This window comes from Campylobacter sp. US25a, assembly GCF_004379075.1.
Lineage (GTDB): Bacteria > Campylobacterota > Campylobacteria > Campylobacterales > Campylobacteraceae > Campylobacter_D > Campylobacter_D jejuni.
On sequence record NZ_RYYM01000025.1, the window covers coordinates 1 to 6,104 of the forward strand.

Sequence of the window (6,104 nt, forward strand, 5' to 3'; positions counted from 1 at the left end):
TTTTGCTTTTAACTTAACTCTACCTCCATGTAAGCATACTAAAGTATTATCTTCTAAGATAGGATGCATACAAGAAGTATCAGAACTTATATTAATATCTTTTATTCTAGGAATAAGGATTGTTCTTTTTTAGCCATGAAAAGTCTTGTGGGTTTTAAGTATGTTTTCTAGTTGTTCATCTTTAGCATAAAGAAGCTTTTCTTCTAAAGAGCAATCAAAATTTAAAGGAAAGGGTTTTAGGGTATTTTTACTTAGAAATTTTTCCCAAAGTATAGAATTTTCTTTTGCTGAAAACTCCCAAAAATCATCTTTATTTTTATAAACATAGTCTTTATAATCTATAAAATTTACAAAATTGATATCTATATCTTTTTGTTTAGAAAGTATGCCTTGTATGTTTTCTTCTTCTGTGTTTTTTGGAATTTTGTTGTAATTAATAAGATAATAATTAAGTCTATCTTTGTTTAATTCTTGATTGTCAAGTTCATTTAAAAACTCTTTAGAATAATAATTTAAAAAGTAAGTATTTGCGTATTCTTCTATATATTCTTTAAAACTTCTTTTATGAATTAATTTATCTTGATTAATGGGATAAGATTTTAAAGTATTATTTTTAGAATCTAAAGTATGATTATATCCTACAAAAAAATAAGAAAAATCCATAAAAGCATAATCAGCACTGATGCCTTTACAAAGATTTAAAAACATATTTTCAAGTTCTAAAATGATTTTATCTTCTTTGCTTAAATTTAATTCTTTTTGTATCTCATCTTGACTTTTTGGAGTAAAAGTATGATTGATTCTGTGATTATAATTGTTAATTAAATATTCTAAGCTTTCATCACTAAAATTAAAGCTTAGCTCAAGTGAAGAATTAAAATAAATATCATATTTATTAAAGCAGGGTGCTAAATTATCTTTTTCTATAAAAATATCAATTTGATTTTGAGAAAAATTTTCTCCTTTTTCATCCCAAAAAGGAAAATTAGGAGAAAGATTTTTAAGCATACCAATCTCTGCCAAATCATTTTTTTGATAATATCGATGTAAAATATATTTACTTTTATCCCTACATAAACGATTATAAAATTGAGTATAATTTAAAGGTAAAAAATCAAGCCATTCATCATCACCATGTAGATTTATGCCTTCAAATTGATCAACACTAAAATAAGCTTTAAACTCTTGCATAGTTTTTAAGGTATTTTCTAAATGCTTATTATAAAATTTGTCTTTATTGGCTTGTTTAAATTCAAACCAATCTTTGGCATTTAAACGCTCGCCTTTTAAACTCCAAGCATTAAGATATTTTTCATCACTAAAAGTTTTAGTAGAAAAAAGATAAAAGCTTACTCGATTAGAGCTTAATGTTTGTTTCATTTAAAATCTTTTAAAGCATATAAAAAGTCTTTAATATCACTTACTTGATCTTCTACCCAATCTTCTACTGTATAATCTTCATCACAATCGCTATCTTCATTATAATAATCTCCCCCTTCAAAGTCAGCAGGATCGTCATAAAGTTCCATTTCTATATGTTCTAATTCAAATTCCAAATCATTTATAAAATTTCGAAGATTTGCACCATTAAATTCACTTTTATCATATTCTAAAACAGCAATAAGATTAGGCGGCAAGGTAACTTTATATTTTGCATCAACTTTTAAATTGCCATTTTCTACTAAATTTTTATATTCATAGCTTAAAATGCTACTTATAAAAGCTCTTCGTTCGTATTTTTTTAAACCATATAAAGCATCTTTTAAATAATTATCATTTTTAAGATAGTATTTAAACACTTCTTGTATATATTCATCATCCAATAATTTTTTATTTTTCATTATCTTTCCTTATAATTTATTTTAGCAAAGTGAATTTCTATTCCCTCATTCACTTTCTTTAGCCTTTTTTATAGCATCGTTTAAAAGTTTGGCACATTCATCCCGATATTTACCTAGTAAATCCATATCATCTTTTCCATCAATTTCACAATGAGAATCATCATATGCTGGTAAATTAAATTTCTTTCTGATTTCATTTGAAGTCATTGCTCCTGCATCTTTTAAAAGCTTTTTATTTCTAGATCCTTTTGCATCATCTAAAGGAGTTCTTGGGGTAGCAAAATTCACATTAGCTCCAAGTTCAATTAAAAGCTGTGTAACCCTATAGGTTTCTGCTTCTTTTACAGCTTCAAATAAAAGGGTTTCATTGTATTCACTCTCTTGAATAAGTCGGGTTTGCATATCTACATTAGCTCCTCCTTTAATGGCTAGTTCTAATAATTCATAATTATTTTGCATTACCCAAAAATGCATAGGAGTCCAATGAAATTCATCTTGATATACTTCAAATTTGGCCCCACGATTGACTAGATACTTAATGATTTGAGAATTTGGATTTTTAGCATTGAGTATATATGCGTAGATTAGAGCGTTTTTATAAACATAAGGTCCATCTTCTATTTCTGTTACTAAGATATATTTCTCATTAGCTTCTTTGATGTGTTTCATATCTACAAAGCGAAGATTATATTTAGGATCTTTTAAACTTAAACCATACTCATCAAATAAATAATCTAAAATAGAAAAATCACTATCATAATTTCCACAAGTAAATGCAGCTCTTACTATGGTTGTACAAGGATCAAACAAAGATAATTCTTCTTTACTATCGGGATTTTTAAAATGTGCCTCATAAAAGCTTTCTTTTACAGGATAATCTTTTAAAAGATTTTTAACATTTTCTAAGTCATTATTTTTAATAAAATCAAATAATTGTTTTTGAATTTGCATTTTTTCTTCAAAACTCATAGCTTTGATATCTTCTAAGGTTTTCATTGTTTTTCCTTTAATTTTTTTGTATTTGTTTGTTTTTGTTTAATTCCTCTTCTATATTAGCAGGATTATTTAAATTTAATCTTTTTATGATAATTTTATTAGGTGCTGCTCCTTTTATGTGATGTAGATACATTTCTTTAAATATTGTTTTTATGCTTCTGTGAGCATGTCTGTGGTAGATAAAACCACTTCTTGATCCTTTATGGTTTTTATTGTCTTTCTTTAAATGGATGTAAAAAATTAAGTTTAGCCCAAGTGATTGCTAATTTTTCTGTAATCAATTTATAATTATTTTTATTATTTAGAGTAAAATTCATGTGTATTTGTTTTAAATCTTTATTTAAATTATAAAATATAAATTGAGAGTATTTTAACATTTCATCGCCACGACAAAAATGAATAAGATATTTACTAAATTTATACACTAAAGCTTAAATCATTTCTATCTTTACCGGTCCATTTAAAAATATCTTGCAAAAAATATATTTGTTTGTATTGAATATGGTTAAAATGTGTAAAATCCCAAAAACTAAATTGCAGTTTTAATTTAAAGGATCTAACTTGCGTTATTTTACGCATTTTTATCTCTAAGTTTTACCTAATAACCCAAGCTTATTATGGGTTATTAGTCTATCAAAATCATTTTTTAACTGCATATAAACGCATTTGTTTTTTTAATTCATCCCATTTATCAAAAGGTATAATTTCTCTTATCCATTCATCAGGATCGGTTTCATAGCGATAATCATCTTCACCATCTTCAGTCTTTCCAGCATATACAGCAGGTTCATCCCAAACCTCATTTTCCCATTGCTCCATATGTTTATCAAATCCATCTATTAAAGCTTCAACATCCCCATTGGCTTGATCTATTAAAATTTCAACAACAGGAGGCATTTTTTTATTAATAAAACTTAAATTCCATGCATTTAAAACAGATTGCAATATAACCATTCCATCTCCATAGGAAGTATCTAATAAACTTTCAGTTATGATATTTTCTTCCTTAAATTGTTTTAAAATACTTTCTTTATCATCAGTTAAATAAAACGGAATATCCATTTCGCTTTCATCTAATTTTTCTTCATACCTACCATGCTTTCTTTGCCAACTATCTTTAACATTATCAATCATTTTGGCTATATAGATATCATCATTATCGTAAGCTATATTAAAAGCTGTTTTACCATCATTATTACGGATAAAAGGATTGCAATCAATTAGCATTGCCACACCTCCTGCGCTACCTAGTCTTGCTGCATGGTGGAGTAGTGTATTGCCATTCTCATCTTGCATATTTGATAACTCTTCATCAACGAGTAAAATTTCAAGTGCTTTTATATCATTGTTTTCTAAAGCATTTAAAAAATAGCCAAAGTCTTTATTTCCCATGTTTTTCCTTAAAGGTAAATTTTTATTTAAATTTATTATTATAAATTCTTTATTAGTTTAGTATTTATATTCTTAATTACTCCTTAGCCTTTTTATAGCCTCGTTTAAAAGTTTGGAACATTCATCACGATATTTACTTAATGGAGTTTTATTTAAAACTACTCCAGTAAAAATACCAACACCAGTTTCAGTCAAAGCTCTTACATTGGATTTTCCTTCTGCTTTAGCCAGAAAAAAATTCAATATTCCAAAATTCATTATTATTTTAGAATGCATCATTCTCGCAATACGCGAATTATCTTCTATACCAAACTTCACTATTTCTTTTTCAAAAGCTTTAGTAGCAAAACCTTCTGTAATGCCTAAGGCATAAGGAGCAACATCTCCAAATACTCCTAAATCCCTTTTATCACTAGGAGTGCTTTGGGTTTCTTTGGAATAAAGCTCTAAACTTCCATAAATATTTTCATTCATCTTTTTTCTCTTTTCTGAGTTCCATTGCTTCTTTAAGGAAAGTGGTATCAATGTCGTTATAACCGCTTACATGTGAAATGATTTTTTCAAATTCCTTATCACTTAAGCTTAACAAATAAGGCATTACATGGGGCTTTATAATGGTATTAACTCTTACAAAAAAATTATTTTTTGGGTCATCGCCGTAGTTAAAAATATCATGTTCTAGGTATTCTTTGGCCTTATCTCCAAAGGTATGTATCACTATATGTCCTGGAGAAAGTGAATATGACAAACTACGATAATATATAAAAAAAGTTCCTAAAGGAAAAACCAAATCATTTTTGATATAATACTTAATCACAAGTTTTTCTTTTGTGACATAAATTCTTTTAATATTTGTCATTTTATAGATCGCTCGTGCAAATACATATATGATTAAAAGAAACATAAAAAAAACTATAAACCATTTATAATCTATTTCTTTGTTAAATAATCTAGGAAACAAATAAAGAAAAAAACATAAAAATCCAGTGTATATTATCCAAAAAAGCAAAAACGAAGGTATATGCTTTTTTCTTTCAAAAACAATTTCATCTTGAGTGTCTTGCTCTTTGATTTTTGTGTTATTGTTTGTTTGGCTCATTTTTATCCTTTAAATAAGTTTTAATCTCTTGTATATAAAATAAAATACTTTCATTCATCTTTTTTCTCTTTTCTGAGTTCCATTGCTTCTTTAAGGAAAGTGGTATCAATTTTATGAAAACCGGTTACAAATGAAATGATTTTTTCAAATTCTTTATCACTTAAACTTAGCAAATAAGGCATTACATGGGGCTTTATAATGGCATTAACTTTTGCATAAAAATCATTTTTTAGTTCTATTTCATGCTTGATAAGATTTTTAATGTAGTATCTTTTACCTTTGAGAGTTTGTATAACTATATCTCCCACCAAAGCACGCGATGGGTTATAAGAATACACAAAAAAAGTTCCTAAAGGAAAAATTAAATCATTCCTAAAATAGAATTCAACCACAAGTTTTTCTTTTGTGATATAAATTCTTTTAAAATTTACTGTTTTATAAACAAGACTTATATATATATATAATACATAAAGATATATAATAAAAACCACAAACCATTTAAAATTCTTAGTATTGTCAAATGCCCTAGGGAGCCAATAAAGAAAAAAACACAAAAATCCAGTGTATATTATCCCGCAAAATAAAAATGCAGGTATATATTTCTTTTCTTCAAAAATAATTTCATCTTGAGTGTCTTGTTCTTTGATTTCTGTGTTATTGTTTGTTTGGCTCATTTTTATCTCCGAGTTATCATTCTGTCCTAAGCTCTCCACCTCTAACCACAAGTCCTTTAGAGTCTATAGTTACTTCAACTCCACCTGCTTTAATGATAACAC

General features: G+C 26.9%; 8 protein-coding genes and 1 pseudogene. All 9 read right to left on the reverse strand.

Features of this window, described 5'->3' with window-relative positions; translation table 11 throughout:
- Positions 1–129 precede the first annotated feature (129 nt).
- The 9 genes and pseudogenes from ELQ12_RS09160 to ELQ12_RS09200 all read right to left on the reverse strand — a co-directional run bounded on the left by ELQ12_RS09160 (position 130) and on the right by ELQ12_RS09200 (position 6,002).
- Positions 130–1,380, reverse strand: a complete 1,251-nt coding sequence (locus tag ELQ12_RS09160; protein WP_126219875.1) for a hypothetical protein — start codon at positions 1,378–1,380, stop codon at positions 130–132.
- On the reverse strand, positions 1,377–1,841 hold the full coding sequence (locus tag ELQ12_RS09165; RefSeq protein WP_002861563.1) for a hypothetical protein: 465 nt from the start codon (positions 1,839–1,841) through the stop codon (positions 1,377–1,379). Before ELQ12_RS09165 ends, ELQ12_RS09160 begins: the two co-directional genes overlap by 4 nt.
- Positions 1,842–1,886: 45 nt before the next feature.
- Complete coding sequence (locus ELQ12_RS09170; RefSeq protein ID WP_126219876.1) at positions 1,887–2,837, reverse strand: ankyrin repeat domain-containing protein; 951 nt, start codon at positions 2,835–2,837, stop codon at positions 1,887–1,889.
- Positions 2,838–2,847: 10 nt separating this feature from the next.
- Positions 2,848–3,057, reverse strand: a pseudogene (locus tag ELQ12_RS10875) (hypothetical protein); the annotation flags it as partial.
- Positions 3,047–3,262, reverse strand: a complete 216-nt coding sequence (locus ELQ12_RS09180) for a hypothetical protein (RefSeq protein WP_002861561.1) — start codon at positions 3,260–3,262, stop codon at positions 3,047–3,049. The gene ELQ12_RS09180 and the pseudogene ELQ12_RS10875, both read right to left, overlap by 11 nt.
- 214 nt (positions 3,263–3,476) lie before the next feature.
- The gene (locus tag ELQ12_RS09185; protein WP_002861560.1) at positions 3,477–4,229 is read right to left on the reverse strand and encodes an ankyrin repeat domain-containing protein; all 753 of its coding nucleotides are present in this window, start codon (positions 4,227–4,229) and stop codon (positions 3,477–3,479) included.
- Between the two features lie 72 nt (positions 4,230–4,301).
- Entirely contained in the window at positions 4,302–4,703 is a 402-nt protein-coding gene (locus tag ELQ12_RS09190; RefSeq protein WP_070261735.1) for a hypothetical protein, read from the reverse strand.
- Positions 4,696–5,088: a hypothetical protein gene (locus tag ELQ12_RS10880; RefSeq protein ID WP_347876347.1), complete on the reverse strand. Its 393-nt coding sequence runs from the start codon at positions 5,086–5,088 to the stop codon at positions 4,696–4,698. Before ELQ12_RS10880 ends, ELQ12_RS09190 begins: the two co-directional genes overlap by 8 nt.
- A 290-nt stretch (positions 5,089–5,378) precedes the next feature.
- Positions 5,379–6,002: a hypothetical protein gene (locus ELQ12_RS09200; RefSeq protein ID WP_126219879.1), complete on the reverse strand. Its 624-nt coding sequence runs from the start codon at positions 6,000–6,002 to the stop codon at positions 5,379–5,381.
- Positions 6,003–6,104: the final 102 nt, after the last annotated feature.

Excerpts from the sequence above, each read along its gene's own strand:
- ELQ12_RS09160 (WP_126219875.1), bottom strand. The coding sequence starts at position 1,380 with ATGAAACAAACATTAAGCTCTAATCGAGTAAGCTTTTATCTTTTTTCT.
- ELQ12_RS09165 (WP_002861563.1), bottom strand. The coding sequence starts at position 1,841 with ATGAAAAATAAAAAATTATTGGATGATGAATATATACAAGAAGTGTTT.
- ELQ12_RS09170 (WP_126219876.1), bottom strand. The coding sequence starts at position 2,837 with ATGAAAACCTTAGAAGATATCAAAGCTATGAGTTTTGAAGAAAAAATG.
- ELQ12_RS09185 (WP_002861560.1), bottom strand. The coding sequence starts at position 4,229 with ATGGGAAATAAAGACTTTGGCTATTTTTTAAATGCTTTAGAAAACAAT.
- ELQ12_RS09190 (WP_070261735.1), bottom strand. The coding sequence starts at position 4,703 with ATGAATGAAAATATTTATGGAAGTTTAGAGCTTTATTCCAAAGAAACC.
- ELQ12_RS10880 (WP_347876347.1), bottom strand. The coding sequence starts at position 5,088 with ATGACAAATATTAAAAGAATTTATGTCACAAAAGAAAAACTTGTGATT.
- ELQ12_RS09200 (WP_126219879.1), bottom strand. The coding sequence starts at position 6,002 with ATGAGCCAAACAAACAATAACACAGAAATCAAAGAACAAGACACTCAA.